General features: G+C 63.4%; 2 protein-coding genes. Both read left to right on the plus strand.

The features are described from left to right. On the plus strand, positions 1–1,309 hold a 1,309-nt coding region (gene groL, locus WB528_RS17765; RefSeq protein ID WP_423889707.1), incomplete at its 5' end, for a chaperonin GroEL. Positions 1,310–1,340: 31 nt separating this feature from the next. Then, positions 1,341–1,580 (plus strand): hypothetical protein (locus WB528_RS17770; protein WP_423889708.1); only part of this gene is annotated, 240 nt, incomplete at its 3' end.

Below are 1,580 nucleotides of genomic sequence, written 5' to 3' on the forward strand. Positions count from 1 at the left end.
GATGGACCTGAAGCGCGGTATCGACCTGGCGGTGGAAGCCGTGGTCGCCGACCTCGTGAAGAACTCCAAGAAGGTCACCTCGAACGAGGAAATCGCCCAGGTCGGCACCATTTCGGCCAACGGCGATGCCGAGATCGGCAAGTTCCTCTCCGACGCCATGAAGAAAGTCGGCAACGAGGGTGTGATCACGGTCGAGGAAGCCAAGTCGCTCGAAACCGAACTCGATGTCGTCGAAGGCATGCAGTTCGACCGCGGCTACATCTCGCCCTACTTCGTCACCAACGCCGACAAGATGCGCGTTGAGATGGACGACGCCTACATCCTGATCAACGAGAAGAAGCTCTCCTCGCTGAACGAACTGCTGCCGCTGCTCGAGGCCGTGGTGCAGACCGGCAAGCCGCTGGTCATCGTCGCGGAAGACGTCGAAGGCGAAGCTCTCGCCACCCTCGTCGTCAACCGTCTGCGTGGCGGTCTGAAGGTCGCCGCCGTCAAGGCGCCGGGCTTCGGCGATCGCCGCAAGGCCATGCTGCAGGACATCGCCGTCCTCACCGGCGGCCAGGCGATCTCGGAAGATCTCGGCATCAAGCTCGAGAACGTCACCCTCAACATGCTCGGCCGCGCCAAGAAGGTGATGATCGACAAGGAAAACACCACCATCGTCAACGGCGCCGGCAAGAAGGCCGACATCGAGGCCCGCGTTTCCCAGATCAAGGCTCAGATCGAGGAAACCACCTCGGACTACGACCGTGAGAAGCTCCAGGAGCGTCTGGCCAAGCTCGCCGGCGGCGTCGCGGTGATCCGCGTCGGCGGCGCGACCGAGGTCGAGGTGAAGGAGCGCAAGGATCGCGTGGATGACGCGATGCATGCGACCCGCGCGGCTGTGGAAGAAGGCATCGTGCCGGGCGGCGGCGTTGCGCTGCTGCGTGCTTCCGAGCAGCTCAAGCGCATCAAGACCGCGAACGACGACCAGAAGACCGGCGTCGAGATCGTGCGCAAGGCGCTGTCCTGGCCGGCTCGTCAGATCGCGATCAACGCGGGCGAGGATGGCTCGGTCATCGTCGGCAAGATCCTGGAGAAGGATCAGTACGCCTACGGCTTCGACAGCCAGACCGGCGAGTACGTCAACCTCGTCTCCAAGGGCATCATCGACCCGACCAAGGTGGTTCGCACCGCGATCCAGAACGCAGCCTCCGTGGCCGCGCTCCTGATCACGACCGAAGCCATGGTCGCCGAGCTGCCGAAGAAGAACGCCGGCGCTGGCGGTGGCGGCATGCCTCCGGGCGGCGGCATGGGCGGCATGGATTTCTAAGGTCCACGCCTCGCTTCAAGCGATCCACGAAATGCAAAACCCCGGCAGCAATGCCGGGGTTTTTGTTTTGGGGGCTTTGATTGTCGTGACGGGCTCGCCATACAATGTCCGTCATTCCTTGAAACCGGACGTCGAAGGCTCGCAACCATTGTGCGCGTGCGTCGAGCGGCCATGCGACGGCCCGGCTGCCGGGGAATGCAGTGAATTTGCGCCGTCGCGTGCAGAATTGCCGATCGATGGCGAACCCTACCAGAGGCAGCGTTGTGCGTCT

Origin of the sequence: Bradyrhizobium sp. (assembly GCF_049586575.1) — a bacterium.
Lineage (GTDB): Bacteria > Pseudomonadota > Alphaproteobacteria > Rhizobiales > Xanthobacteraceae > Bradyrhizobium.